This is a genomic window from Nocardia jiangxiensis NBRC 101359 (assembly GCF_000308615.1).
GTDB classification, from domain to species: Bacteria; Actinomycetota; Actinomycetes; order Mycobacteriales; family Mycobacteriaceae; genus Nocardia; species Nocardia jiangxiensis.
In genome coordinates, this window is the sequence record NZ_BAGB01000160.1 from 42781 (window position 1) to 68915 (window position 26135).

At 65.3% G+C, this 26135-nt stretch carries 27 protein-coding genes and 1 pseudogene; 9 read left to right on the forward strand and 19 right to left on the reverse strand.

The annotated features are described in order from the left end of the window. Positions 1-107 precede the first annotated feature (107 nt). The 8 genes and pseudogenes from ON40_RS38040 to ON40_RS38070 form a co-directional block, all read right to left on the reverse strand. Complete coding sequence (locus ON40_RS38040; RefSeq protein ID WP_051194203.1) at positions 108-923, reverse strand: class II glutamine amidotransferase; 816 nt, start codon at positions 921-923, stop codon at positions 108-110. Further along, the gene (locus ON40_RS55110) at positions 911-2113 is read right to left on the reverse strand and encodes an amidoligase family protein (RefSeq protein WP_245568176.1); all 1203 of its coding nucleotides are present in this window, start codon (positions 2111-2113) and stop codon (positions 911-913) included. Before ON40_RS55110 ends, ON40_RS38040 begins: the two co-directional genes overlap by 13 nt. A 216-nt stretch (positions 2114-2329) precedes the next feature. Next, positions 2330-2452 (reverse strand): annotated as a pseudogene (locus ON40_RS56600) (DNA-processing protein DprA); the annotation flags it as partial. Positions 2453-2655: 203 nt separating this feature from the next. Then, positions 2656-3426, reverse strand: coding sequence for a class II glutamine amidotransferase domain-containing protein (locus ON40_RS38050; protein ID WP_040830245.1), 771 nt, complete (start codon positions 3424-3426; stop codon positions 2656-2658). Then, positions 3414-4508, reverse strand: a complete 1095-nt coding sequence (locus ON40_RS38055) for a hypothetical protein (RefSeq protein WP_245568172.1) — start codon at positions 4506-4508, stop codon at positions 3414-3416. The genes ON40_RS38050 and ON40_RS38055 overlap by 13 nt, the downstream gene beginning before the upstream one ends. A 143-nt stretch (positions 4509-4651) precedes the next feature. Then, positions 4652-5395 (reverse strand): class II glutamine amidotransferase, encoded by a 744-nt coding sequence (locus ON40_RS38060; protein ID WP_051194204.1) that lies wholly within the window; start codon positions 5393-5395, stop codon positions 4652-4654. Beyond that, entirely contained in the window at positions 5383-6279 is an 897-nt protein-coding gene (locus ON40_RS38065; RefSeq protein WP_245568173.1) for a hypothetical protein, read from the reverse strand. Before ON40_RS38065 ends, ON40_RS38060 begins: the two co-directional genes overlap by 13 nt. 470 nt (positions 6280-6749) lie before the next feature. Beyond that, positions 6750-7304, reverse strand: a complete 555-nt coding sequence (locus ON40_RS38070; protein WP_157186693.1) for a hypothetical protein — start codon at positions 7302-7304, stop codon at positions 6750-6752. A gap of 268 nt (positions 7305-7572) precedes the next feature. On the opposite strand from ON40_RS38070, the gene ON40_RS38075 reads away from it, so the two are divergent. After that, a complete protein-coding gene (locus ON40_RS38075; protein ID WP_157186694.1) occupies positions 7573-8124 on the forward strand; it encodes a hypothetical protein in 552 nt (183 codons plus the stop codon). A 161-nt stretch (positions 8125-8285) separates the two neighbouring features. Here ON40_RS38075 and ON40_RS38080 read toward each other — a convergent pair whose 3' ends face one another. Beyond that, positions 8286-8765: a hypothetical protein gene (locus ON40_RS38080; protein WP_157186695.1), complete on the reverse strand. Its 480-nt coding sequence runs from the start codon at positions 8763-8765 to the stop codon at positions 8286-8288. 883 nt (positions 8766-9648) lie between these two features. On the opposite strand from ON40_RS38080, the gene ON40_RS52745 reads away from it, so the two are divergent. Continuing rightward, entirely contained in the window at positions 9649-9816 is a 168-nt protein-coding gene (locus ON40_RS52745; RefSeq protein WP_157186696.1) for a hypothetical protein, read from the forward strand. Between the two features lie 60 nt (positions 9817-9876). On the opposite strand, the gene ON40_RS53555 is transcribed toward ON40_RS52745, so the two are convergent. Continuing rightward, positions 9877-10212, reverse strand: a complete 336-nt coding sequence (locus ON40_RS53555) for a hypothetical protein (RefSeq protein WP_040830249.1) — start codon at positions 10210-10212, stop codon at positions 9877-9879. 101 nt (positions 10213-10313) lie between these two features. Next, positions 10314-10778, reverse strand: coding sequence for a pyridoxamine 5'-phosphate oxidase family protein (locus ON40_RS38090; RefSeq protein ID WP_083896228.1), 465 nt, complete (start codon positions 10776-10778; stop codon positions 10314-10316). 801 nt (positions 10779-11579) lie between these two features. Here ON40_RS38090 and ON40_RS38095 point away from each other — a divergent pair. Both ON40_RS38095 and ON40_RS38100 read left to right on the forward strand, forming a co-directional pair. Further along, the gene (locus ON40_RS38095) at positions 11580-11801 is read left to right on the forward strand and encodes a hypothetical protein (RefSeq protein ID WP_040830250.1); all 222 of its coding nucleotides are present in this window, start codon (positions 11580-11582) and stop codon (positions 11799-11801) included. Next, positions 11798-13663, forward strand: coding sequence for a type 1 periplasmic-binding domain-containing protein (locus ON40_RS38100; RefSeq protein WP_040830251.1), 1866 nt, complete (start codon positions 11798-11800; stop codon positions 13661-13663). Before ON40_RS38095 ends, ON40_RS38100 begins: the two co-directional genes overlap by 4 nt. Positions 13664-13714: 51 nt before the next feature. Here ON40_RS38100 and ON40_RS52750 read toward each other — a convergent pair whose 3' ends face one another. Beyond that, complete coding sequence (locus ON40_RS52750) at positions 13715-13891, reverse strand: hypothetical protein (RefSeq protein ID WP_157186697.1); 177 nt, start codon at positions 13889-13891, stop codon at positions 13715-13717. A 298-nt stretch (positions 13892-14189) separates the two neighbouring features. Between ON40_RS52750 and ON40_RS38105 the strand changes: the two genes are divergently transcribed. The 3 genes from ON40_RS38105 to ON40_RS53560 all read left to right on the forward strand — a co-directional run bounded on the left by ON40_RS38105 (position 14190) and on the right by ON40_RS53560 (position 16031). Next, positions 14190-14981, forward strand: coding sequence for a sigma-70 family RNA polymerase sigma factor (locus ON40_RS38105; protein WP_157186698.1), 792 nt, complete (start codon positions 14190-14192; stop codon positions 14979-14981). Beyond that, entirely contained in the window at positions 14981-15385 is a 405-nt protein-coding gene (locus ON40_RS38110) for a hypothetical protein (RefSeq protein ID WP_040830253.1), read from the forward strand. Before ON40_RS38105 ends, ON40_RS38110 begins: the two co-directional genes overlap by 1 nt. Positions 15386-15884: 499 nt before the next feature. Next, the gene (locus ON40_RS53560; RefSeq protein WP_169541976.1) at positions 15885-16031 is read left to right on the forward strand and encodes a hypothetical protein; all 147 of its coding nucleotides are present in this window, start codon (positions 15885-15887) and stop codon (positions 16029-16031) included. Between the two features lie 160 nt (positions 16032-16191). Here the strand turns inward: ON40_RS53560 and ON40_RS48785 are convergent, their stop codons facing one another. Then, entirely contained in the window at positions 16192-17274 is a 1083-nt protein-coding gene (locus tag ON40_RS48785) for a tyrosine-type recombinase/integrase (protein WP_051194206.1), read from the reverse strand. Between the two features lie 502 nt (positions 17275-17776). Here ON40_RS48785 and ON40_RS52760 point away from each other — a divergent pair. Beyond that, positions 17777-18541: a hypothetical protein gene (locus ON40_RS52760; protein WP_169541977.1), complete on the forward strand. Its 765-nt coding sequence runs from the start codon at positions 17777-17779 to the stop codon at positions 18539-18541. A gap of 263 nt (positions 18542-18804) precedes the next feature. On the opposite strand, the gene ON40_RS38120 is transcribed toward ON40_RS52760, so the two are convergent. Beyond that, on the reverse strand, positions 18805-19911 hold the full coding sequence (locus ON40_RS38120; RefSeq protein ID WP_169541978.1) for a pentapeptide repeat-containing protein: 1107 nt from the start codon (positions 19909-19911) through the stop codon (positions 18805-18807). Positions 19912-20282: 371 nt separating this feature from the next. Here ON40_RS38120 and ON40_RS38125 point away from each other — a divergent pair, with 371 nt between their 5' ends. Beyond that, the gene (locus tag ON40_RS38125; RefSeq protein ID WP_040830254.1) at positions 20283-21008 is read left to right on the forward strand and encodes a hypothetical protein; all 726 of its coding nucleotides are present in this window, start codon (positions 20283-20285) and stop codon (positions 21006-21008) included. Between the two features lie 396 nt (positions 21009-21404). Here the strand turns inward: ON40_RS38125 and ON40_RS48790 are convergent, their stop codons facing one another. The 5 genes from ON40_RS48790 to ON40_RS55130 form a co-directional block, all read right to left on the reverse strand. Beyond that, positions 21405-22082: a DUF2637 domain-containing protein gene (locus ON40_RS48790; protein WP_157186701.1), complete on the reverse strand. Its 678-nt coding sequence runs from the start codon at positions 22080-22082 to the stop codon at positions 21405-21407. 197 nt (positions 22083-22279) lie between these two features. Further along, positions 22280-23365, reverse strand: a complete 1086-nt coding sequence (locus ON40_RS38135; RefSeq protein ID WP_051194209.1) for a tyrosine-type recombinase/integrase — start codon at positions 23363-23365, stop codon at positions 22280-22282. Next, positions 23362-23631 carry a hypothetical protein gene (locus ON40_RS38140; RefSeq protein ID WP_040830255.1) on the reverse strand — a complete coding sequence of 90 codons (270 nt, stop codon included), beginning with the start codon at positions 23629-23631 and terminating at the stop codon, positions 23362-23364. The genes ON40_RS38135 and ON40_RS38140 overlap by 4 nt, the downstream gene beginning before the upstream one ends. A 639-nt stretch (positions 23632-24270) precedes the next feature. After that, on the reverse strand, positions 24271-24882 hold the full coding sequence (locus ON40_RS55125) for a site-specific integrase (protein ID WP_281033105.1): 612 nt from the start codon (positions 24880-24882) through the stop codon (positions 24271-24273). Positions 24883-24894: 12 nt separating this feature from the next. Next, on the reverse strand, positions 24895-25761 hold the full coding sequence (locus ON40_RS55130) for a site-specific integrase (protein WP_063713174.1): 867 nt from the start codon (positions 25759-25761) through the stop codon (positions 24895-24897). Between the last annotated feature and the right edge of the window lie 374 nt (positions 25762-26135).

Here is a 26135-nt window from a genome sequence, read left to right on the forward strand (position 1 = left end):
AGACACGCGAGTTCGCCGACCGCGAGTCTCAGACGACAGCGGGCTGGACCGCGAGATCAGGGATCTTCGAGGGCGTTTGTCGGTGGATCTTGACGCGACCGCGGGATTTACCGAGAGACAGCGACAGCGTTCACCGCCTTGGCCAGTTGGACGTCGTCGATGTCCAGGTCGGCGTATCGGGCGATACCGTCCAGGTCGTCGCATTCGCAGCGGGGGAATACGCGTCCGCAGTGCTGGCAGAACCCGCAGAAGGTGCAGTGGGTGCCGGGGCGTTCGGGGTCGACGTCGCCGCACAACCCGCAGTACGCCTCGTCCAGGAAGCTCGGTCCGGATGCGCGGTGCCAGTGGGATTTCAGGGTCCACTGGTAGGTGGTGTTGGAGTACCAGATCCCGTCGTCGCTGTGGTGCCCGAGGTGTTCGTTGAAGATGTAGGCGGTGTGCCGGTAGCCGGGGTCGAGGGTGAGCAGCACCATTTTGTCGGTGCGTAACCAGGTTTCGAGCCCGCTACGCCCGACCCACGAGTCCAGGGGCCCGAACGGTTGACGCGGGAGGAAGTCCTCGGCGGCGATCCGGGTGTCCGAGCGCGGATCACCGTTGCGGGGTTGCACCGTCGCGGGCAGGACCCCGTTGTGCGCCAGTACCGTTCGCTGGTCACCACCGACGTGGAAGGGGTGACAGTTGTCGGTGCCGATGTGTCCGTGGGTGGCCAGGCGGGAATGGAACAACGCCGGGGTGTGCGGGAATCGTGCACGCACGGCAGCGAATTCGTCGATCACTTCGTCGGGGTCCAGGCCGTGACCGGTAAGGATCCGGTCCTCGGCGATGACGGCGTAGCCGTGCCCGTCCGGGTTGACATCTGCCCCGGCAGCAAGGGCGTCGAGGTCGGGGGTGATGCCGGGTTTGTAGAAGGTCAGGATGCACATGCCAGGTCCTCCAGTTCGGCCAGCAGCGGCGCGTAATCGGGGTGGGCGCGTAGCCAGGTCACGAATGCGGTCCATTCCCAGCCGTGGCGGCGGGTGATGTCGGTGCTGGTGAGGGTGCGGGTGTATTCGACCGAGGCGGCGACGAACCCGAGGGCGGCTTGAACCTGTTGCGGGATCAGGGAACTGGCGAAGATGCGTACTTCGAAGGTGTGCTCGGGCAGGGTGTTGATCGCCTGATAGCGGCCACCGTCCCCGAGGCCCCATTGATGGTTGCCCTTGGCGAAATCGACGATCCCGGCCCGTGCGCCGGGCTCGAACGCCGCCCACTCGTCGCAGGAGCGCCGCGCCAACCGGGTGAGGTGGGATTCGTTGCGGTAGAAGAACTTCATCCACCGATACACGTGCACCGGCGAAGTGAACCCCGCACGGGAGACGTGCACATGGATCCCGACATCCCCGTCGATGTACGCGCCGCGCTCCTCGAGCTCGGGCAGCAGATCCCACGGAAACTTCCGTATCGCGTACGGGTAGGACATCGGGTGGGTGACAACCTCGAACCCGCGCCCGTACCCGATCGAACCGTCGTCCTTGAGATACCCGAGGCGACCCAGCGTGCTGGTGGCCAGGCGGGCACAGTCGTAGCAGTCCCCATCGGAGGTCTTGAGTTCGAGTTCGAGCCCCAGGAACACGGGTCCGGTCCCGTGGAACAGCGGGGTGGGTTTGTAGCTGTAATCGTGGATGCCGTTACTGCGCGAGCAATCCGAGCAGTAATCGGCGTAGCCGGTGATCAGTGCGTCGCAGCGCTGACACGAGCAATAGTCGATCGCGCAGTGCGCGCAGACTTCGGTGCCGTTGTCGACCTCGCGCAGGTGCCGGGCCAGGAGCCCGCAGTCGTAGCAGCGGTAATAGTCCCCGGCGCAGTCGTCGCAGACGAGCCTGTCCTCGACTGTGTCGTTGGTGTCGTGGGTGTAGCGGTCGCAGCGCCCGCACTGGGACCATGCGGTGACGCAGTCGCCGCACAGCACCCCGTCATCGACGGTCAGATGTTGTTCGGTCGCGGGCAGGGAACACTCATCGCACCAGGGGGTTTGGGTGCAGACGTCGCAGAGTGGATGGTCGGTGCTCGGATCGTCGGACCGCAGGGCAGTCGAACATGTCGAGCAACGCGCCTGAGTCACAGCAGAAGGCATGAGTAATCGCCTTTCGGGACAGAGGGATGCATGCAGACGACAGCGCCCCGTCCGGTCCGCCGGGGCGGACAGGACGGGGCGCTGTGATGGGGATCGGGCCGAAGGAACCGACCTGACGTGGACCGGCGGTATCAGCGGTGGAGCCCGCCCGAACATGGTGAGGCTGGCGGCATGTCGACTACCGGCCGTGAGTACCTCGATGTGGTCGATGATCGGGTCTGGTACCGCACCGACCGGGCGGCCCAGCCGGGTGGCCCACTGCACGGTGTTGGCTGCGCCGCTGCGCAGGCCCGTTTCGCGCACCAACACTCCGCGCGAGAGCGCCTCTGTTGATCCGATTCCTCGCCAGGAACCGAGATTTCACCGGTCCGGTGCCGGGCAGGTACTCCGCCGCTGCGGGTCGGGCGTATGCGTGGTGTCGGTCATCGACTGCACAGTGGTGCTCCACTCGGCGAAAATGGATTGGCATGAGCGATGCGCGCGGCGGTGCCCCGCCGCAGCGGTGAACCTGGCGGGCCCTGGGCCGATTCGGCGACCGGCGATCAGGCGGTGAGGTATTCATTGAGGTCCGCGTATCGGTCGCGGCCGTGCAGATCGCGGCATTCGCAGTGCGGGAAGGTCCGCAGGCACTCGGCGCAGAATCCGCAGTAGGTGCAGTGCGAGCCGGGGCGTTCGGGGTCGTATTCGCCGCAATCGAGGCAGTACACCTCGTCCTCGATGCTGTAGTCACTGCCGTATGCCCATCGCGGGGTGCGGTAGGACAGGTTCGAGTACCAGATCCCTCCATCGCTGTGGTGTCCGAGGTCTTGGTTGAACAGCAGGACACGCTGCTGATAGGCGGGATCGACCGTGAACAGCACCATCTTGTCGGTGCCGAGCCACCGCTCGAGCCGGTCATGCCCGATGCGGGAGTTCAGCGATCCGAAGGGCTGGTGGGGCAGGAAGTCCTCGGCGGCGATGCGGGTATCCGAGCGCAGATCACCGGGCCCCGGGTGCACGGTGGCGGGAAGTATCCCGTTGTGCGCGATGACCGTTCGCTCGTCGCCACCGACCGCGAACGGATGACAGTTGGCCAGATCGATCGGGCCGTGCGTGGCCAGACGGGAATGAAACAACGCCGCCCCCTCGGGGTATTCGCCACGCACAGCGGCGAATTCACTGATCACCAGGTCGGGGTCCAAGCCGCGCCCGACCACGATCCGGTTCCCGGTGATGAGGGCGTAGCCGTGGCCGTGCGGGTTGGCCAGCGCCCCACCCCACAAGGCGTCCAGGTCGGGTGCGATACCCGGGGCGAAGTAGGTCAGGATGCACATGCCAGGTCCTCCAGTTCGGTCAGCAACGGGGTGTAGGCGGGGCGGGTACGCAGCCAGGTGGTGAACGCGGTCCATTCCCAGCCGCGGCGGCGCGCGATGTCGGCGCTGGTGAGGGTGCGGGTGTACTCGACGGTGGCGTCGACGAACCCGAGCGCGGCCTGAACCTGCTGCGGGTGCAGGGAACTGGCGAAGATCCGCACCTCGAAGGTGTCTTCGGGCTCGGCATTGACCGCCTGGCAGCGTCCGAATCCGCGCTCACCCTTGACAATGCGAGCGGTCCTCGAGCGGGCGTTGGGGTCGAAACTCGCCCAGGAGGCCGGATCCCGGCGCGCGAGCACCGTGGCCGGGCACTGGTTGCGATACACGAACTTGAGCCACCGATACGCGTGAGCGGGGGAGGAGAATCCGGCACGGGAGACGTGCACGTGCAACCCGACATGGCGGTCGGTGTACGCGCCTCGGGCCGCCAGGGCGGTCAGCAGATCCCACGGGAATTGGTCGATCGCGTACGCGTAACTCATGGGGTGGGTGACGAGTTCGAACCCGCACCCGATCGAGGAGTCTTCCTTCAAATAGCCCAGGCCGCGCAGCCGGTCCAGAGCCAGATCGACACACTCTTCCAGTGCCCGGGGCAGGGTCTTGATCTCGAGTTCGAACCCGAGATATACCGGCCCGGCTCCATGGAACCGGGGTGCGGGCTTGTAGAAGTAGTCGTGGATACGGTCGTCGGATCCGGTTGCGTGCCCGCAGGATTCGCAGTACGTGTGCCCCTCGGCCAGCAGGGTGTAGCAGTTGCCGCACTCGTCGTACAGCGAGGAGCAGCCCTCGCACACCACATCGTCGTTATCGAGGGTGTAGGTGCTCTCGTCGTACCGGTCGCAGCGATCACACAGCCCGTAGTCCGCGCAGCAGTCCTCACACAGTTCACTACTGTCGACGGCGAGGTACAGCTCCTCGGCGGGCCGCGCGCATCCCTCACAGACCGACCAATCCCCGCAGTTCGGGCACAAACGCGAATCGGGTGAATCCTCGGGCAGCACGGCAGAACAGTTGCGGCACTGCACATCAGCGGACACAGGCATGACAGATCGCCTCTCTTCAACGGAAACGACGACGGCCCCGCACCCCGGGGCGGATCGGGTGCGGGGCCGTCGAAAACGGTGCGAGGGGGAACGGCGTACGACCGGACGCGAGGTGCCCTCGGATCGGGGCGGACTCGTCGCCGTCAGGGCCGGGACGCAGTGGAGGTGCGCGAGCGGCGGCGGGAGGCCAGGGAATAGCAGTCGCAGTCGGCGAAGTCGGCCAGGCAGATGAAGCACCAGCCGCACCGGCTGCAGTACCGGCTGCCCGGCTCGGGGCCGTGGGTGCGGCAGTAGCGGCACGGGCCCCGCCACGACCGGGGTTGGCGGGCGTGGTAGCCGGTGTTGGAGTACCAGATCCCCGACTCCCAGGTCCCGAGGTGCTCGTTGAACACATACGAGCGGTGCGCGTAGGCGGGGTCGAGGGTCAGCAGGACGAGTTTGCTGTGGCCGAGCCAGGATTCCAGGCCCCGGAATCCGCGCCGAGTATCGACCGACCCGAACGGCAGCTTGGGGAGGTAGTCCTCGGCGGCGATCCGGGTGTCCGACCGCGGATCGTACGGGCGCGGATGCACGCGCTGGGGCAGGGTTCCGTTGTGCGCCAGCCAGGTTCGCGCATCGCTCCCCAGGGGGAACGGATGGCAGTTGCCGAGGGTGACGATCCCGCGGGTGGCCCACCGGGAATGGAACACCGCGGGCCCGTTCGGGTGTTGGTCCCGGGCGTGCGCGAATTCGGCGATCACCTGATCGGCGTCCATCCCGTGCCCGGTGAGGATCCGTGTGCCGGTGAGCATGGCCCATCCGTGACCGTCGCGATTGATGCTCGCGCCGATCGCGAGAGCGGACAGGTCCGGGCCGACACCGCCGGGGAAGAAGGTCAGGAGGCACACGCCAGGCTCACCTCTCCCAGACGCTGGGCCAGGGCCGGGTAGTCGGGGTGGGCGTGTACCCAGTCGGTGAATCGTGGCCAGTCCCAACCGTGATGGGCAGTGATGTCGTGTGCGGTGAGACCGCGGGTGTATTCGACCGTGGCCGCCACGAAGCTCAGCGCGGCCTGAACCCGGACCGGATTCAGCGATCCGGCGAATACCCGCACCTCGAGGGTGTGGCGGGGATGCGGGTTCACCGCCTGGTAGCGGTCCACGTCGTTTCCGTGTGGATGCCCCTTGGCGGTGTCCTTGATCCGGGTGCGCGCCTGGGGAGAGAACCGCGCGTACCGGGACCGCCGGCCAGCGAGTTCGGTGACCGCGATCTCGTTGCGGTACAGGAACGTAGCCCACCGGTAGATGTGCGCGGGGGAGCAGAACCCGGCACGCGAGGCATGCACATGCAATCCGACCCGCCGATCCGAGCTGCAGCCCAGCGCGGACAGCTCACCCAGCAACGGCCACGGGAACTCGCGCATCGCGAACGGGAAATCCATCGGGTGGGTGACCAGCTCGAACCCCGACGGCTCGATCGAGGAATCGTTCTTCAAGTACGCCAGCCGCCCGACCGCGTCAGCGACCGCGGATACCGCTTCGTGCCGATGGCGTTGAGGGACAATGATTTCCAGCTCCATCCCCAGATATAGCGGTCCGGTGCCGTAAAAGCGGGGATCGGGTTTGTAGCTGTAATTCCACACCTCCGGACCCGAATGACACGCATCACAAGCGGTGTAGTCCGGCAGCAGCGTGCCGCAGTCCTCACACGCGGCGAACCCGGCCGCGCAACCCTGGCAGACGCGACGTCCGCCGGAAACGTAGCGCGTCGTCGCGGCCCAGAGCGCGCACATGCTGCACTGATCGAAATGACGGTGTGCGCACACCGCGCACACAGTGACTCCACCCACCGCGGGGACCTGATTGTCGCTGTAGCGGCCGCAATGCGCGCATATCGCGACCCCGGCCACGCACGCGCCGCACCAGTTCCCCGAATCGGAGGTCGCGACCAGTACCCGGCTCGGGGCCCGGCACCGGTCACACCACAACATCATGGAAAGACATGCGGTACAGACGGTTTCGTTCTCGGCGGTGTCGTGACGGACACCGGCAGTTCGGGATCCGCACATCGCGCACGGCGGGGCGAGAGACACCGACAGATAGGGCATGAGGATCGCCTCCTGAAACGGGTGCAGAAACGACGAACGCCGTGACGGCGGAATCCGTCACGGCGTCAACAACATTCGGAGAACAGGCGGCGGTCACGCCGCGGAAGGAGGCCAGAGTGAAGCCGGCATCCGAGTCGGGCGAGGCGCGTGAGCGTTCAGTGGCCGGGAGCGGTGAATTGGCAGTTCGGGTCGTGGTGTCCGGTGCAGGTGATGGTGCCCAGCGTGCGGGTAGCGGCTGCCAGCTTGCGGCGGGTCGTGGTCTCGGCATCGTCGATCAGCGAGCCCACGGCGTCTTCGTAGTAGTCGCGCGTCGAGTCGCCGACCGGAGAGAAACCGGCCTTGCGCCACATCCGCAGATACAAGCCCATGCCAGTGCTGTTGAGCGGCCCGGCGAGGCTGGTGGTCATCATCGCCGCGGCAACCTCGACTGCGGTGCCTGGCCGGGTATCGGCGCCTGCGGCAACACGTTCGAGCAACTCGCGCACATGGCTGCGATATACGAACTCGGTCGACATCACCCGATGAGTCGGCACACACAGCCCATCGCTGTGCCACAACAGATCCCGCGTCGCAGGGTGACGTTTCTGCGCGTGGCGGATCTCACTCTCCATACACTCTCGCTGCGCGAACACAGTGTTCACCGTGGATTCGATGTGCCCGAACAGATCACGCATATCGCCGAGGGCTGACGGTTCAGGCTCACAAGTCACGGATGTCTCCTTCCTCGGTATAGGGGATGGCCCCTGGCACCGGTGCGAATTTGACGGATGTACGGGTCTGTTGAGCAGGCGAAACGATCGAATTCGCTTGGATGCCATGTATGTCCGGACCTCGAGGCGGCCAGGGCGCTCGGTCAGGGGCAGGACTTACCTAGAGGGATCGATAGAGCCGGTCCGTGCTATGCGCTCAAGTCAGCGGCACCGGGTATGGTGGTGTGTGCGAGGGACTGACCGGTTTCACACGTGTCAGGAGTTCGTTATGGACGAAAATCGCCGCCCCCGCCCCGCCCGCGTCCGTCGCGGGTCATCACCGGAAGTCGCCGCACGCCTGCAACGCTCACGCCGCAGAGCCCTGGACCGCCGAGCCGCGGTGCGTGAGCGAGAAAAGATCGTCACCGCAGCAGTGCGGGACTACATCAACGCATGGCACGCCATCAGGCTCGTGCAACAGCGCCGCGATACCGACATCGACGACCTCAAACGCCGGATCGAAGACGTCACTGTCCGCGCCGAGAACGAGATCGCCGGCCACGAACAGGCCCAGGAAGTGGCAGCAGCCGCAATCCAGGAGCAAGGCCACACCGACAACGAGATCGCCGAGTTCCTCGAAATCAGCACCAAACATGCGCGACAGCTCGTCTCCGCGTCCCGCAGAACCGAAGCGACCAAACCCAGCAGCCCGCAACCTGATACAGACCCGGAACAGGTCGGCGTGCCGCACGTACACGAGTCCGAAGACTCGGATCCGTTAGTGGAGACTGGCCGCACAATCTCGCCTGGACTCGGTGAAGGGAATGATGCCATCCCATAGGAACCTCGGTCGATATCTACGAGGTTCAGTCTGGTCGAACTGGCCACACCTCATAGCACTGGCACCATTCAGGAGTGGGCCGTTCCGTTTCGGCGTTCAGACGTCGGGGGTCTCCACCGGATCGGTGTTGCCTCCGGCGTGAAGTGCTCGGTGACGGAACCTCACACGTGGGCGTAACCCCCGGCATTCCATACGGCCCATCGGAATTGGCTCGTTGACAACGGCTGGCGAGCCGGAATGCGCGGATCCGAGGTGGTCGGCCAGTAGCAGAAACCACAACGGTGGCAGTACATTCCAGCGCTCCACAGCGCATACGCCGCGGGCCGCCCTTGACAGATCAGGCTGTTGCGGCGTACACGACTACGGACGAGACCGAACGCAATGACAGCGGGGCTGGCGACCGCGAGTACAAAAGCCGAACCGAACACCACGCTGGTGATCGTGTCGATGATGGCGGGGTGGTCCACACCGGGGTGGGCGAAAAGGTAACTCACCATCGTGATCAATACGACGAGCGCAGGAACCGTCATCAGCAAGCCCAGAGCCATTGGACGTGCCGTCGACACTAACGGCGGGGTATACCGTGTAGCAGCAGCCAGCTGAGTGGTCTGGGTGCGTTCGGTGACTGCAGTGCCGATCACAGGGACCACACCACTTGAGCTGAAACCAATCCCAGAGTAGTAGTCGGTGCTCGAGACCGTTGACACACCAGCGGAGCACAGCGCAGGAACACTCTGGACCCAGTCCGAGCTGCTGCAAGTCGGACAGGAGATGTCATGGTGCACGGGCGCGTCCCTCGTGGTGATCGATGTTTGCGCAGTGTGGCCAAGCTCAGGTGTAAGTCCTTTCAATGGAACACCTTCGACCTCCGAATGTCGAGTCGCGCAATGAACAGATCCTGGATGCGGTTGGTGGGCAGTGGCATTGATGGTCCTTACCTCTGCGTCGGGACAATTAGACGATCGCGGCTGGTCGCGATGTACCGTCGACTGCGACGACCGTGGTGCAGAGCGCCTGGGTGGAGATCCGGGGCGTGGCCGCCAATCCAAGCTCTGTGCGGGAAGTGGTCAAGGCCCTTGTGCTCAAAGCAGCCACCGCAATCGCAGGCGAGGTCGGCCGCAGACTCACCGTCGCCGCCGACCGGTCCACTCCTGGGGCCCGACGGGGGCGTCCGGCTGACCACCGCCCGTGCCGATCGGCCCAGTTACACATCATATCGAGTGGGTGGTGGGGTGCGAGAACTTCTCGCTGATCGGCGGTGTGTGCATGACGGCCTCGCATTCGAGCACCGATGGACGCGGTGTCCTCCGGCGACGTTTCCGGCATCCGGGCACGATATCCACCCGACCACCGTCCGGCCGGGCCGGAACGGGTGCCCGGACATTCGACCGGGCCGGGTTCCTCCCACAGTCCATCGCGGCGCCGGTACAGCCGATCAAGCCGCACGACTCGCCCGTCGCTGAGCTGGTAGACGGGCTGCGGGCATGCTTTCGCTCATACGTTCGAGTTCTATATTGTTGACACGTGATCGAAATCGGGCAGAGGGTGCGAATCGGGGAACACGGTGTCAGTGTGTTCGCGGTGGTCGAACACGAGGACGAGGACCACGTGCTTATCGAGTCGGTGCTCGAGGATTCTCCCGGCCGGTACCCGTTCTCGATGCCGGTCAGCGCCCTACATCTCGCGGAGTGACCCAGGCGCGCAGCACGTGCGCGTGACCTCGAGCCGCGCCGGATGCGACACCACCCACGGTCAGCAGGCGGGCTGCTGGAGCGGGTAGCACGGCGGTGGGGTGTAAGTCGCTGACGGCGGGGCGGTCAGCCGCACCCCGACGCCGTCGATGTGGGAATTACCCCGACCGGCGATGGCCATCAGGACCAGTACGAGCACTGCGCCGCATAGGACGACACCGGCCAGGGTGCCCAGGACCGTGTTGGGGTTCGAACTGCGGTAGCCGTGCGGGTAGAACCGCCTGGATCGTGGTCGTCGTGGGCCGCGGTCCCGGACTCGGACCCGGCCGCCTGCTGGCACGAAGCTTTCGCCGTGCTTGCCCTTGCGCGAGTGCATCCGGTACGGCTCGTACACCATCGGGTCAGTATGGCGCGGGGGGCCGACACGATCCGGCGATCGAGAGTCCGTGCACGCCACCGGAACTCGCCGATTCCGGCGGAATATCGGTGGCTCAGTGGTCAGATACTGTCGGTCGCGGCGAGTCTCGTGCCGGTGACGAGGTCGGGTTCGATCGCGATCAGCGCGTCGTTGGGCGTGCGGGTCCAGGACTCCAAGAGTGGCTTGTACACGGCGATCCGGTCCGGATCGTCGATGATCCGCGCGTAGCCGACCACTCGCACCGTCCAGCCCTGATGAGAATCGGGGTCGATCTGGTCGGCTTGGTAGCCGAGCACGGTTTTGTCTCTCGCGCGCAGCATGTCGGTCAGCCAGGGCGTCGCTCCGGCCCCGATGATGATCTGTCCGTCCCGCACCACGTGGTTGACCGGCCGCACGGCAGGCAGGGCATCGCGGGTGTAGACCACTCGGCCCAGTGACACCTCGGCCAGCAACGTCAGGCACTCGTTCGAGTCCAGCGCGATCACCCCAACCTCAGGAGGGCCGGTGGGACGCTGCGGTGGATCGGAGTCGCTCGGCACGATCATGCTGTTACCCCTGCTCACTAGGGGGGAAACCGGGGCTCAGCGCTCAACTCGTGTTCGTCTCCCGGACGCACTCCTCGTTGTTCACCGGGTCAGCCAACCACCGTGCCGGTTGTCGCGGGTAGGGCTGAATGTCACCGCCGAGCCCGACAGGGGGCCGCGCGGGAGGTCGGTGCGCCCGGTTGGTGCGGTGTCGGCGGGGGTTCGGGTGAGCGGGTCCATCGTTGCAGCGATGGACCCGCTCGGTAACGGTCCGTCCGGGTCAACAGAAGATGCGGGCCGTCGAGGGCGGGTGCACGAGGATTTCTCGGAGAGTCCCGGAGATCCGATGCGCCCGTCCCAGTTTCGCGGCCGGGCCCGAGCGCCGTCCAGAGGCTTGCCGAACATGGGAAACGTTTCCGGTGGGAGAGAAACGTTTCCGGGGGGATATCGAGGCGTTTCTGTGTGGGCTGGGAGGTGTTTCGGGCTCGCGGACGATGGTCGTAGCTGTTCTGTGATCCGATTTGTCCGGATCTGCGTGTTGTCGAGCGCTTTCCGGGGCTGTGGCACCGGTCACGATGGGTGCGATCTTCGGCCGGTGGGGCGCGGAAATGATAGGCAACGACCGGAACGGCGGCTTCCCTTGGCGGGGGGCGTTCGTGGTGGAACTGTTGTGACAGGCGCTACTGCCGTCGAGACCCGCACAGCCCGCTTGCAGGCGGTCGCTGTGGATTCGGGGATCGGCGGGGGTGGCGTCGAGGTGTCACTGGAAAGTCCGTCCGGGTCAAGAACGAGACGGCATTCGTCGCAAGGGGAGGTCGAACAATGCTCGACATTCAGCAAGCGCTGCGTCCGCGGAAACTGTTGCAGCCGAAGACAGTGTGGGTGCGGGTAGTCATCTTCGTGATCGTGTTGATCGGTGTGATCGTCCTGATCGCGTGCCACCTCGACCCGCAGGCCGCGGTCTGGGTGGTCGGCGCGGCCGGGGTGGCCGCGGCCAAAACCTCGGCCGGGCTGCTGGGCGCCGCGCCGGAGCCCCGGCGGTGACTGCGCCGCGCCCGGCGGAAGTGCTGGCACTCAAGCGGGATCTGGAGGAGTTGGTCGCTCAGGCCAAAGGTGGTTTGAGCCAGGCACGATGGGCGGCGAAGGTGCCGGTCGATTCCGCGATGGTGACCAAGGCGCTCAAGGAAAAATACTCGATGCCGGCGTGGGACAGCACTGGCCGGGCGATCGTGTCGAAGTGCCTGCGCCAGAGCGGCCTGTCGGAGGACTCCGCCGAATTCAAGGCGGAACTGAGCCATTGGGAACAACGCTGGGAAGCCGCCCGTATCGCGGACAGGCACCGGCCTCCGGCGGAGAGCCCAGTGCCTCCAGAGGAGAGTCCGGTCCCTCCGGCGGACAGTCCGGGGCGTGTGAAACCGCCTGTGTGGCAGCGTAAGAAGACGCTGATCGCCGGGGGTATCGTGGCGGCGCTGGTTGTGGCGGCGGTGGTCGTGGTCACCGACCGCTCGAACTCGCACGCCTCGGCCGCTCCTACGGTGGCGGAGGCTGCCAAGTGCGTCACCACGGGCATCCTGGGCCCCGACGGTCGATGCATCGCCGCGGATGACCCGGAGCTGTCCGGGACCGACCCTGTCGTCCAGCGGACTCTCGCAGCCATCGCCGAGAACAACCGGAAAGCCGTCGACGCGGGGACCTTCTACCGCATCGGGGTGCCTGTGCCGATCGCGCTGAAGTCCGATTCCGGGGGTATCAAGGGGCAGCTCAACAACATCCAGCTGGCGCAGATGCTCATCGGCGCCCAAGCAGCCCAGAATCAGGTGAACGACGCCTCGGCGAAACAGAACGCGGGCCGCGCGAAGATTCAGCTGGTGATGGCTGATATCGGGGTGGATCAGTCCAGGTGGCAACAGCCGTTCGAGTTGATGGAACGTATGGCGGGCAACGATGTCCAGGCCGGACGTCTGCTCGGCGTCGTCGCGCTCAACACCAGCCTGCAGGCCACCAACGCCGCGGCCGCGGAACTGAAGAAAGCCCAGATCCCGGAGTTCGGTCCCATCACCAACGCCGCCGCGCTGGACTCCTGGATCGTGTCGATGATGCCCACCACCATGAACCTCGTCCAGGACCTCGACGACTGGTACGGGCGCCAGCCGGGCCCGCACACAGCGATCGAGCTGCTGGACACCAAGGCATTCAACGACAGCACCGATCTGTACATCAGATCGTTGAAGGCCGACTTCGACAAGACGACCTACATTCACTCCGCGCTCAGCGAGCTCAACGACGGAAAACCGGTGTGGTTCGACGGTTCCACCCTGGTACCCGGCGGACAGCCCGATGTCTTCAAAGGCATCTGCGACAGCCACGCGAACACCCTGGTCTACGGTGGCCGTGACGCGGACCTGGGCAAGCTGCTCGAATACCTGAACTCCCCGCTGTGCGCACACCGGCCGAAACGGATCCTCACCATCGCCGCATCGCTGAGCAGCGCCGACGAGAACAAGGACCTGCTGACCGCAATGGGGATGTCGGTGATCTTCGCCAGCCCGGTGGACCCCAGCAAGTCCTCCGGGGCAGGCTGGAACTCCTACGCCGATCGCGTGCGCAGCATCTCCAGCAACAGCGCCCACGACGGCCGCCCGCTGTCGCCTTCCGAATCACCCAGCGCCTACGGATGTTTGACCAACGACGCGGTACTTTCTCTCACCCAGGCGATCCGCACCGGTGGACCCGGCGGCACTCCCACCCCCAGCAACGTTCGGACCTGGCTGACCGGCATCAACGGAAACCCCGAAAGCGTCCCAGGATGCAGCGGCCCGGTCACCTTCAGCCCCGCCGACGACGGCACGATCACCCGCGCCGACCCCTCCTCGACCATCGTCATCGACCCCTCGGAACCACAGTGAGCGAGCCCGATTCCCCGACTTTCTGACCCCGGCACCATCCCCGGTACGGGGTCATTCCCGAGGCACTCTGGAGGGAATCCCGCACAGCGGCGGGTGCCCGAGCCACTGGCGGCGCCACATGCCGTGGCAGATCAGCAGATCCCGGACCAGGTACTGGCCGGTGATCTCGTCGCCGGAATCAGGATCGAGACCGGCCTGCAGCAGTGCTTCGCGATCGATGGAATCCATACCTGTATGACGGCCTGCGCGACGGACCGGTTCCCGAAAGTTTGCCGAAAGTACGCTAAGTGGTGTGGGAGGTGTGTGCCCGCGCCGATGCTGGCGACCGGTGGCCGGCCGAGGCGTTGCCCACGCGCGCGGGCGGCGGCCAGGCCCTCGTGGGTGGCTCATTTGCGCCGAATCGTGTGGTGGGGAGGGGGTTTCGGACGTCATGGGCCTATAACCCCGATGATCGTGCGCAGAGGCGCCGGTTGGTGGTTGACCGTTGGTCTGGCACGAGGTTGTTGTGTGTGGAGGAGGACATGAATTGGATACATCGGACCGCGGTGCTCTGCCCGATGGCAGAGGCTCCTCCGGTCTCGACCCTCTCGATCCCGTCGTCCCTGATCCGGTCGCACAAGCTCTCGACGCGTTGGACCGGGCGGCCGCCGATCGCGAACTGTTCGAATTGGCCGCCGAACACGATGCGGGTGGCCCGGCGTGGGAGGAACTCGTTGCCGCGTTGTCGGCGTACGCGTGGAATGTCCTGGACCCGTGGATCTGCTGCGGCGAGATCTACACCAGAGTGTCCGGGAAACTCGCCGGACTGGACCTGCGGGCGATGGCTCATCAGCGGCTCAGCACCGACGCGTTCTGCCGTGAGGAGGTCATCGCCCACACCATCACCCGGGCGGTGGAGAAACTGCGCAACGCGATCCGCACCGGGTCGGGCTGGGATCCGCGCAAAGGCCTGGCGCTGCGCTCGTATTTCATCACCGGATGTCTCAACGAGTTCGTCTACGTCGTCCGCAGGGAAAACCAGTGGTGGACCTCGCATCGCCGCGAGCCCACCGGTCCGGATGAGCCGACCGAGGCCGCCGGCCTGTTGTCGGGGTCCCGGCTGAACATCGATCCCGCCGAGATCGTCACGACCCGCCTCGTCGTGTTCCAGTATCTGGCCGGATTATCGGCCGAGGACCGAAAGGTCCTGTGGGCGCACGCCATCGGCTACTCCCACGCCGAAATCGCGCACCTGTTCCGCAACCTGACACCGAAAGCGATCGAACGCCGACTGCACAAGATCCGCAAGCACGCTCGTCTATCCGTGAGGAACCGCTGATGAACCGACACGAACGAACCAATCCCGAAGCAGAGGAATTGGTTTCGCGGGTGCGTGCCCTGATCGAACGCTCGTCTCTGGGCGAAGAAGGGCCGCGCCGGCTCCGGGCACGCGCCCGCCCCGATCAGCTCGACCGGATCCGCCAGCTGCTCCGCCAGCGCCAGGCCACGCCCGTCTGCCCGGACCCGTTGGCCTGCTGCGTGTTCACTCAAGCGCAGGGGATAACCGGTCTGCCACGGCGTACATCCGCGGTCCGGATCTACGTGCCGGATCCGGCAGCTACCCCGGCGGCCATGATCGTGTACCTGGATCCCGACGTGCCCTGCCACGGTCATCGCAACGACTCGCACACGATGACCAGAGTCGCTGCCGGGCTCCGCCGACTGGAATCCTGCTCGAGTTGAGTCGCCTCAAGGCTCGCTGAGACTGCTCTGACCAGTGGTTATGCTGCAGGTCGGCAACGATACACCCCATTAGGGGATATTCCCTCAGCGCGGTCGGGATGTCATTGTGTGCGGGTGCATCCTTCGCTGGAAAGTTCGACCCCCGGGATTCGGTCGGAAGTACCCCAAACCCTGTGTGGCTCTGTCGCACCGACTGTGACAGGGCCACATCGACTGTGCACGTAGGATTCATCGAGGTTCGGTGATCCACCGGTTTCACCTCCACAACCGCACTGAGTAACTCGAATGTCCCTCGGGGGGAGCTTGTTTCCCCTCGACGTGATGGCGGTGGAGCGGAGCAGCTCCACGCGCGGGCTGTTGTGCCCCGCCGCCATCGCGGTCGGGTACGGAAGAAGGTGCGGTGAAGGAAAACTCCGGAGAACCGAATCTGCCTCGGCCTCGCGGCCGGGGTGGTGCTGGCAGCTCGTGGCGGCGGATCGTCGGCCGGACACGGGAATTGGTGAGGCTGGCCACGGAAACGGTGGAGCTGAGCACATCGCTCGCTCTGTTGGTCGCCGCGGCCACCAGCCCGATGCCCCATGAGGGACACGGGATCACCGAGCTGGCGGCCATGCTGCACGAGATCGTCTCTTACCTGACCGGGTAGCCGATCACGATCGCAGCTGCGTGGCGAGCAGGGCCGGGCGATTCACTGCTGGAACAGTGAATCCTCGGTCCTGACTCGTTTCCAGAACTTCTCCCGGAAACTTCTCCGAAATCCTCTAGGAAGATCCCGGATGGATTCCTCACGGTGCTGGTCGTTCCAATCAGGTCATTCCCAAATTGGGATCCCAACACTGCACCACACTGTACTTCGCCAGTGTGGTTACGTCACCACACTGGTGTGGTAGCGCGTAGACGCTGCCGCAGGTCAGCGGCTCGGTGCGCCCTCCGGGCCTCGTGGGCGCGGGTGACCGGTGGTTACTGCTCGAACACGCCCTCCACAACCGCGGCCTGCTCGGCGGCCCCGGCGCGGAAGTACCTGGCGGTGGCGGAGATCGAGGCGTGGTGCAGCAGGGCCTGGACCTGGGCGACGTCGGCACCACCCGGCGCAGGCGGGTGCCGTAGGTGTGCCGCAGGACGTGGGGGCGCAGACCGGTGAGGCCGGCCTCGGCGCCGACGGCGAGGACGACCTGGGTGATGCCCGAGATACTCAACCGGCCGCGCCGCCCCGTCCACAGCGGGCCCGGCGCGGTGCCGCGCACGGCGATCCAGTCGCTCAGGCGCTGACGCGCGAGGGCGGGCAAAGGTACCTCGTGGACCTCATCGCCCTTGCCGCGCAGGATGATCGCGCCGGTGCGGGCGGTGATCGCGACGTCCTCGAGGTCCAGGCGGGCGCATTCCTCCACCCGGGCGCCGGTGTAGAGCAGCACGGCGATGATCGCCGCGTCCCGGGGACTGCGGCGCAGCGCGGCGCGTTCGACCCGGCCCTGGGTGGCCCGGTCCAGGGCGTCGGGTTCGCCGGGGGCGGGCACCCGTGCCCGTTTGACCGCGATCCGCAGTCCCGCGCCGTGCTCGTACAGCAGGTCGACCGCGGCCAGGGATTGGTTGATCGTGGCCGGGCGAGCCTTCTTGCCGCGCACCAGGTATCGACGCCACGCGGTGACCGCGGCCTCCGCGCCGACCACATCGGCGAAGGCGTCCGGATACTCGCCGGCGTGCTCGCCGAGCCAGGTGACGTACGCGGCGGCCTGGCGGCGGTACGCCCGCACCGAATTGTCCGCGAGCTTGCAGCGATTCAGGTAGCGATGCAGCGCGTCCAGGGCCCGCGCGGCGGCCGCGGCGACGTCGCCGGCCGCGCCGTGCAGCGGGGTGACCGTCGCGCTTCTCCCCGCCGGTTCCGCGTCCATCCCGCCCGCTCCTTCTTATCCACTGAGTTTCGGCCCGGGATCCACCCGCCCCGGCATCACGTTATCCACTGAGATCCGCCCCGGACTCAGCGGATAATGTCAGTTATCCACTGGGTGCGGAATCGGCAGTGCCGATCGGAGAGCTGTTACAGGGACCTCGAGACCGGCCCATCCAGCGGCCGATACCGGCCAGGCCCAGACGGGCGTGACATCCCCGGGAATGCCTACCTGGCTTTCGACTGCCGTAGCCGAGTCGGTGAAGACACACCGACTCGGCTACGGCGTTTGCTGTTGCCACGATGGAAGCCTGTCTTTGTGATCTACCTCGGCCAGCCTGGCCAGATACAGATAAGGGATGCGCACCAGACTTGAGGCAGCGAGTAGCCGGACATCCGGAGGTATCGAATGACGAACATCCACGAGCGGTCGAAACCGGGGCACCAGGATGGGTAATTTTCAATGGGTACCAATAGGAGTTTCAGGACGCGCGCCCCTTCCGCACGTGCAGGACGTGGGTGCGACGAAGGCCAACCGCGAGCCGTCCGGTCAGGATCCATATGTGTATTGGGTCGGCAGCGCCGGCACGCTATGGCGGACGGTGGGCAGTGTGACGGTTCAACAGGTGGCGAGCCCGGGTGACCTGGTCCGCGTTGCCGTCTCACCCGATAGGAGCGTCTGGTGTGTTGATCGCTACGGCCGGGCATGGGGCGCACGCGGCGACTTCAACTGGTCACAGATTCCAATGCCAGGCGAGACTGCGGTCGACGTTGACGTCGCGGCGGACGGGTCGGTTTGGTGGGTAACGAAGAATACGCGGTACTACGTGCAGCGCAACGACGAAGCGGCACCGCGTTACGTAGCAGTCATGCTTTCTATCCAAGCCATCACTGGAATCGAGCAACCGATATTCAGTGATGGCTCCCCGAATCTCGCTGGAAAAGCCTGGGGAGTCAGCGATGCTGTCGGCGATGGCGGTCTTGTATTCAGTGATGGCAACTGGCAACCGCGTGATGCCACTATTTCGGGCGTGGCGGACCTGTCCACCGCTCCCTCGAATCTCTGGATGGTCAAGAAAGACGGCACCGTGTGGACCACAACAGATGGCCGCACCCAGCAACGCATAAGCGATCTCTTTTTTCGACGGATCGCTGGTGACTACGCCGACAGGGCATTTGCGGTGGCTCCCGACGGGAGCGCGTGGGTCTGGGTAGAGGCCACCACTCACCCCCCAGTCATAAACCCACCTGTCTCGAAAGGCGCGCCGTAGGGTATCCGCACCAGTCGGCGCAGGGAGTTGAGGTTGCGAGCGAGCCGGTCCATCGAGTGTACGAGCACGGTGTCGCCCTCACCGCACGTAGGCGATCCACTCGTCCAGGTTCGGCTGGGCGGTGTCGTTCCCGGATGTCTTATCGACGAAGGTCCAGCTCCACAACACGTTTTCCGCACAGCGAAAGTTGCCGGTGTGCTCGGGATTCCGTCACTCTCATCGAGATGTTCGAGAACCGATCGATTCTCAACATCCTCTTGTCGCTACGACGAGGGCACCGGTGTTACCACGGCTGGCGGCCAATCATGAGGTTCGACATTGGCGGGTTTCAGAGTGATGTCCGCAGACCAGTCGAACTCTGGTTCCGGTGGCCCCCACCGTCTGGGATCGGCGAACGAAACGGACTGGGTCCCGAAGTCCACCTCCTCGAACACGATGTGCCCGGAGAACGTCGCGTCGTTGAACAGGGCGTTGTCAGAGAACGTCGCGTGGGAAAACCGAGTGGTGCGGGAGAACGTCGCGCCGCGGAATACGACGGCGCCGGAGAACGTCGCGCCGTTGAACGAGGTGAGGCCGGAGAACGTCGCGTCTAAGAAGAACGCGATGTCGGAGAACGTCGCGTGGGAAAACCAGGCGTCGGCGGAGAATATCGTGTCGAAGAACCGAGCGGTGTGAGAGAACGTCGCGCCGGTGAATGTGGTGAAGCCGGAGAACGTCACGCGTTCGAAAGCGCTGTTGCCGGAGAACGTTACATCATCGAACAGGGCGTCACCGGAGAACGTCGCGCCGGTGAATGTGGTGAAGCCGGAGAACGTCACACCGCTGAATGCGACGGTGCCCGAAAACGTCGCATGACTGAAGTCGACGTCTTCGAGGTAGGCGCCACGGAAAGTGAAGTTGGATGGGGACCAGCTGTATTCAGCGGTGGGACGTAGGTGGTCGGCGATGATGCTGACGATGGTTTTGCGGACTTCGCTGTCGTTCTGGCGGTATTCGATGTGTTCTTCGGTCTCTCCGCGCACGCGTCCATGGTCGACCCGCGGGGCTTTGACCACGAATTTTGCCCTTCCGCTGGCGCCGTGCTCGGCGTTGTAAGGCAGGCGCAGGTACCCACAGAGGACGTCGATGCACTGCTGGCGGCGTAGGCCGCGAGATTCGTCGGCGACGCCGGCCATCGCGTACGCCCCTGCGATCCGGACTGCGACATCGGTGGAGCCGAGTTGTGCGGCGGCGGCGCCGAATCGTTCGACGAACCGGCCTTGTTCGAGGTCGCGCTGGCGGCGGTAGGCGACCACCAGGGCGACGACCCCGCCGACGCCGGCGACCACGGTCAGCGACAGCTTGGTGAGGTCGATCGGCGCCGCGAGCACGGTGCTGGTCTTGATGTACCGGTGTAATTCCCAATACGCCGCTGCTGCGAGCACGGCCCCGAGTACCAGCGCGCCCATGATCGACCACAACAGTCCGTTCGTCGCTATACGGCGAACAGTCGTCTGTGCGGACCGCATCGTCCTTCGCGCTGCGTGTGCGATCCGAGTACCTCGCCATCTACCTGCCACCGCATGATTCTCGCGGAAAAGCACCGGCACACTGGTGTTCGCGAACGAGACTAGATTCCGAGACCAGCGGCGTGCAGGTTGTCAGCGCCAACGTGGTATCTGTCACGCTGTCTCGGAATCCAAGGTTTCGAGACAGGCAGGTTCGTGGGGGTGGACCACCTTGTGGCAATAAGCTATCGCTCGTGGTCGAACCGGAATCAACGAAGTCTGAGAGCTCGAAGGCCGCCGAGCTCGACCAGATCTTCTCCAAGTCCGAAGAGCGGCGGAAGCGAGAGGCCGCCGCTTGGAGGCCCTCCGAAGTGTTGGAGCGCACCGCTCTTCAGGTCATAGGCTGCTGGCAGACGGTGGTGGCCGAAGTCAATTTCACCTACTTTCACTCTGTCGGAAGAGGCGGACCACCACCAGACACGAACAAGCTGCCCGCCACGATCCACGGTGTCGCCCAGAATTACAGGATCCGCTGGCCGCACGATGACTCCCCATTGTCCGCAGATCAGGTCGGGAAGGTCCGGCACAAGCTTGCGCACCTTCTCTACATCGACTCGATCACGGGTGAGCGGCCGCACCGGATCATGAACTTCGTGCGGCTAGGTGCGCCAGGTGCCCCGCGAAAAACGCCTGAAGGCCACCCCGGCGAACTGAGCTGGCGAGATGACACATGGTCGCAGCAAACCATGCACCTCGACACGCTGACCGAGGACGAGCTACGCGACTCCCTCTACCGGCTTCAGTGGATGCGAGATTGCTGCCACATCCTTGGCCGCCTCGGCTACATCCTCAACGAGTTCGCGCCTCGCATGGAGTACCTCCCCGACCACGAGAAGGCCGTGCTGCCTTGGTGGTTCCCCGAGTGGGGAGATAAGGCAACCACCAGGCTCCGAGTCGCCGACCTCCGGGGCGGCCTGTAGGTCGGTAAGGTTCACTTATCGGCTGCCAGAAACGGGATAAATCGGGCGCGATTCCAGGGGTGGCTACCTCCCGAATCGCACCGTGTCTGCTCGGCGGTAACTACAGTGGAATGACCCTGCCCGCGCTGGCGCTGGAGGTTGTAGGCCCGGTTGGAGTGGCCGGATTCCCGAATCGAGGCCGTGGCCCTGTTGCCCCTGCGGGCTCGCGGCCGAGGGAGGCCCTGGACTGCCTTGTGCCGGGGCCTCCCGTCCAGACCCGGGCCTGGTGAATTCCCGGTTTACACCGAGACTTCGTGGACTGTGGCGTCGGCTCGCACGTCCAGGATCGATAACAGCACCATCCGGAACACGGGTATGTCCGACATGTGCCCACGCACAGTGATCACCGCGAGTGTCTTAAGGCCGAGCCGATTCGGTCTCCGATGCGGGTGCTCTGTTCGTGAGTGTGGCCGCCGTGGGGGTTGGGTGCCGCGGAGGATCGACGTCTGCAAGCTGGGCTGCTTGATGGAGGATTCTGCTGACCGTGGATCGGCTTCGGCATGTTTTGTTGGCGATGTCTGTGGGGGTGAGTCCGTCTTCGTAGTGCCAGGTCAAGATTTGCGCGATGTGGTCGGGTGCGCGGCGACGGGCGGGGTCGCGGTCACAGATCATTCGTGCTAGCTCCGTCCACTGGTCGCTGGTGTTGTTTGCGCGCACGGGTTCTGGGTGTTCTGCATCGTCGTCGTTCTGTGCAGTAGGCGCGTGGGCATCGGTGTGGGGCTCTGTTCGCAGCGGTGTCGGAACGCTCGGGGCGGGTGTGTGTTGTGCACGGGTGAGTGCGATGAGCGCGATGGTTGCTTGTGTCATCGAGCCCTCGATGATCAGCGGCCACAGCCAGGTTTGTTGGTGCGGGATGCCGGCCGACTCCGCGAGTGAGCGCAGGGCGGTGAACGAGAGCCAGAACGCCGCGGCGGCTATGAGCACGGTCATCGACGTCGCGATCCGATGCAAGGATCGGCTTTGGGATTGTGTGCGCAGCAGGACGGTGACACCGTGCACCGCAGTCAGTAGCGCGATCGGCGGGACGATGGCCACTGCGGCGGCGAGGATCGGGGCGGTGTGGGTGTGCACGAACGCGTGCACAGCGTTGCCGGCGATGCTGACTGCCGCGGACACGGCGAGCACACTCCAGAAAAATGCGTGTGCACGAGACACCGGCATGGGCGTTGGGGCGTGTGGTTGGTGGGCGTGGGGTGTGCACGCGGATGTGGCCGGATGATCGGTGTGCGCGGTCATGCGGTCACGTCCTGAGAGAGGTGTGAGGAGGTGTGCTCGGTGTCGTGCGGGGAGCGAGAGACTGCGTCTGGGGCGAGTGGGTGGGGTTCGTTGGTGAGTACGGCCAGGGCGGTGGCGACTTCGATCAGGTCGGCTTTGATGTAGGTCAGTGTCGTGCCGTGGGTTTTGCTGCTGTGTCCGGCGTAGGCCTGGGCGATGGCGTAGCTGAAGGTGCGTTCGACCCAGGTGAGGGTGGTGTGGCGCAGCCAGTGTGCGGTGATGCCGTGCAGAGCGACCCAGGGCAGGTCCTCGCCGATGCGTGCCCAGAGGTGGTCGTAGCGGCGTTTGGTGATGGGCCTGCCGTCGCGGTAGCGCAGCAACTGACCGGAGTGCGGTGCGTGCCGTTGGGTGGCATGGTCGAGCAGGTGCCGCATCAGAGTCGGTGATACGGGTTGCCAGCGATCGGTGCCGTCCTTCTCACGCAGCCAGATCAAGCACTGCTGGGGGTCCAGATCCATGGGCCGTAGGTCCAGTGCGCCGCTGCGTCGGCAGGCGGTTTCGATGTGCAGGCGTAGCAGTATCGAGTCCAGCTCCGGGTCGTTGCCCGCGGCTGCGCCGACCTCGCAGATCTGAGCCAACTGTGGTGATGCGATCGCGTGCCGCCGTGAGGTTCCGCGTTTGGGCATCAGCACTCGTCGAGCAGGGTTGTCGGCGGACTGGATCCAGCCGTTGTCTTCGGCGTAGCGGTAGACGCACCGGGCGGCGCTGAGGAAGTTCGCCACCGCGCCGGAACCACCGCGCGATGCGCGGTTGAGGCGTGTGTCGCGTCGTACAGTTCGTGCCATCTCCTCCAGGTCGGCCTTGGAGGGTTCGTTCACTTGGCGTGTGCCCCATTCGGTTTCCAGTCGGACGAAATGGGTGTTGTAGGTGCGCAAGGTGCCTGGTGTCAGTGTCGCTCGGACCTGCGGCACGATCTGGGCGAAGGTCGGCACGAGGACCGGTGTGCCGGTGAGATCCTCCGGGGATACGCCCAATTGCGACAACAGCACCCGGGCTGCGGTCAGGACATCGGCCGAGACGGGGTTCGTAGTTTCTGTACTCATCGGTTCGCCTCCTTCAGTGCACGCAGAGTTGGAGTGAGTAGTTCGGCCACAGTCACGGGGGCGTGGACAGCGAGCGATGCAGAGGACGGGTCGGCCAGCAGCAGCGCTCGGTCTCCGATCGCCAGGCCCGCCTGTCGGCGCAGCCGGAACGGGATGCGGAGGAAGCCGTCGTGCATCGCGACCAGCCCGCCCGCCAGGGGAGTGGCGATGAGAAGCCGGTGCTCGGTGACGGTGAGCGACAGACGAGTTCCCGGTGCCCAGCCCAACGCGGCGAACAGACACCGATCCGTGACACGTCCGGCTCACCGACCGTCGAGATGCCGTACAGCAGGTCCGTGCGCGGCGGGGCAGTAGCCGTCGGTGCCGAGCGGTGGAGGATTTCGTGCAGGGTGCCCTGTGGGGGCACGATCGGCTCGATCATGCGAGCCCTCCCGCAGGATGCCCGACGGCCGCGTGGGCCAGGATGAAGAAGTGGCGTCTCCGGCAGATCCGCCGGGAGTCCTTGCGGGTCGGACACATTCTCACAGTCGCCTCCGCGTGCTCTGGTAGGTCTCGAGCACGCTCGACGCAGATGTGTCACCGGTGACCGGTTTTCGTGCGCGAGAGGGGACTTGAACCTTGGACCGCCTGGGACGCCGGCGAAGACGTCGACACCGCTGATTCGCCATCAAGAACCAAGCGAGTGTGGCAGACGTTGTGCTGTTCAGTAGGGGCATCCAGTGTGCCAATAGTGTGCCAAGACAGGCAGATACATCGGGGACATGAAGGCATCAGCTGGACGTGAAAGACTCGCTGACCTGGACCAGGCGCTACCCGCGGGACGTGTGGAGCAGCTTCCCAACTCCCTGACACGGAAGAGGTCACTGGTTCAATCCCAGTATCGCGCACCGAAGAAGAACAGCAGGTCAAGCCCGGTTTTCACCGGGTACGGCCTGCTTTTTTTCATGTCCGAAACCCGCCATTCTGCCAACAGTCTGCCAAGCGGTTTCGCTATCAATCCTCGGGGAGCAGAAAAGGGCGGCGCCGGCGGCTCGCAGATCCTCGGGGCGGGTCTGGTTGTAGATCCGTAGTGACACCGCGGGGTCGTGGCCGTGCCAGGCGGCGACCACCAGGGGTGGGACGCCGCGGGCGAGCATCATCGACACCGAGGTGTTGCGCAGTCCTTTCAGGGGGATGCGGCGTAGTCCCGCCGCTTTGCGGAGTCGCTGGAATTCGTCGCTGTACCAGGCGGGCCGGATCGGTGTGCCGTCCGCGTGGACCGCGATCAAGCGATCCTCCGACCACGGGATGCCCAGTGCCAGGCATTCGGCCTTCTGGTGGGTTTTGAACGACCACAACGCTTCCCGTACATCCTGTGGTGGTGGGAGGTCGCGTCGGCTGCGTTTGGATTTGGGTCCGTTCTCCTCGACGATCTTTCCGATCGCCACCCGGCCCCGCCGGATCCGCAGCCGCGCGTCGTCGAAGCGCTTCCAGCGCATGCCCAGCACTTCGCTGCGTCTCAGCCCATAGCAGGACAACAGCCAGCACGCCTAGAGACGGTGCGTCCGAACCGATTCGCGGAGCGCTTCGACCTCGGCCAAGGTCCACGACTTCCCGCCATCGCCGCCGTCATCGTCATCGTCATCGTCGTCGAGGTCGTCCGGCGGCCGGTCGACGAGTTTGACCGGATTCAGCGGCACTCTGCCTTGGTCGACGAAGGACTGGACGACCATCCCGAACGTGGTCAGCGTGGTTCGGACGGTGATGGGTTTGACGCCCTCGGGTGCCCTGTCGGGGGCGGGATACGGGGTCGGGGCGTACACGCCGCGACGCGGGCGGATGATCCTGCCGGTGCGCACGAGCACCGACAGGCAGTTGTATACATCGCACTCCGGGAACGCGGCTCGGATCTCGCCGACTGGCACGCCGGCAGCGGGCTGTCGGTCGACGAACGCTGCGACCCGCGACATCAGGCTGTCGGGCTGGAAGTGGCGTGGGTCGGCGCGGCCTTGGTCGAGCATCCAATCGACCAGGGCGTCGAGGTCGGCTTTGGTGACCTCGGCCAGTTGCTTTCGGCCGAGGTGCCGGCGGACCGGTTTGAGATGGTTTCGGTAGCCCTCGAGCTTGACCAGGCGGATCCCGCGGCGCCCGTTCAACCATTCGTCGCATGCGTCGTCGACGGTGATGTCCGTGCGCGGCACATAGCGGTGTTCGGCGAGTTCTGTCTTGATTCGCCGGAGTTCACGCTGAGCTTCGCCCAATGTGGGGTAGGTGAAGGTGAGCCGGTTCCGTCCACCGTCTGGCTTGGTGCCGACATCGATCTGGAATGTGTAGGTGACGGTTCCGTCCTTGGCGGTGCGCTTGTCGATGGGTTCGGCACGGCGCGTCCTCGGTGCTGCCGGTTCTCTGCCGGGCATGTCGGCGGACCTCCTTGTGTGCGTGGGGAATTCGCGAGGGTGGGTCTAGAGGTGTTCGGGGCGTGGGGCGACGACATGTCGTCGAAGCTTTTTGTGGCGGCGGTGTTTGGGCGATGCCGTCAGGGAAGACGTGGTTGATCGGCGCTGATGCCTGAGTTGCCTGACATTGCGGTGCCGTGAATTGGTTTCCGGAGCAGCGCTATACAGTGGATCGATACTGGGAGGCAGAGGCAGAGTTTGGTTCGCCCTGGGCCCGATCGGGAGCTCTGAGTAGGTCGGAAGGCAGCGCAAAGCCACGGAACCGCTACTGCTGGGCGAGGGGAGCGATGACGCAGCGTTGGCCGCCGGCAAGCCAGGTAAGCAGGCAGTGCTAG